Origin of the sequence: Pantoea eucrina (assembly GCF_002095385.1) — a bacterium.
Taxonomy (GTDB): domain Bacteria; phylum Pseudomonadota; class Gammaproteobacteria; order Enterobacterales; family Enterobacteriaceae; genus Pantoea; species Pantoea eucrina.
Genome location: NZ_MIPP01000093.1, coordinates 1 through 612 on the forward strand (window position 1 = coordinate 1; position 612 = coordinate 612).

The window sequence follows — 612 nt, forward strand, 5'->3', positions numbered from 1 at the left end:
CATCCGCCTGCCAGAACGGGCAGCCGTGCGGTGCGTCCCGGTGCCGGTGTGACAATCACCCGGTCGCGCATAATCTGCTGAATACGCCAGGTTGTGGCTCCCAGCGTCACGATGTCATTGACGCGCGAGCCGTAAACCATCTCCTCATCCAGCTCGCCCACGCGGCGGGTGCCGGCCTGCGCCTCACCCTCCGGCAGCATCACGCTGACGCTGCCGCGATCGGGAATGGCGCCGGCGTGCATAATCGCCAGCAGCTTTGCGCCGGGCCGGGCCGTGATGCGATCCGTCTGCGGATCGTGGATCAGCCGCGGGCGCAGCAGGGCGAAAGCGTCAGTGTCGTCGCGTCCTGTCAGCATCGCCAGTACCGCATCGTAATCGTGCCGCGACAGCGTCAGAAAAGGCGCGCTGCGCGTGACTTGCTTAAACCAGCCGCCGGCGTCCAGCGGCGCTATGGCGGCGGCAGCGATGGTCTGCTGGGCAAGAATATCCAGCGGGTTTTCCGGCACGGTCAGCGGCTCCGTTTCGCCCGCCAGCATCGCCGTGACGATCACCGCCGTCTGCAGCAGATCGCTGCGCGATCGGGGCCAGAATTCCCCCCTGCGGCGTGCTGCC

1 pseudogene is annotated in these 612 nt (G+C 67.3%); it reads right to left on the reverse strand.

The window, feature by feature from the left end:
* Positions 1 to 612 (reverse strand): annotated as a pseudogene (locus HA43_RS18930) (hypothetical protein); the annotation flags it as partial.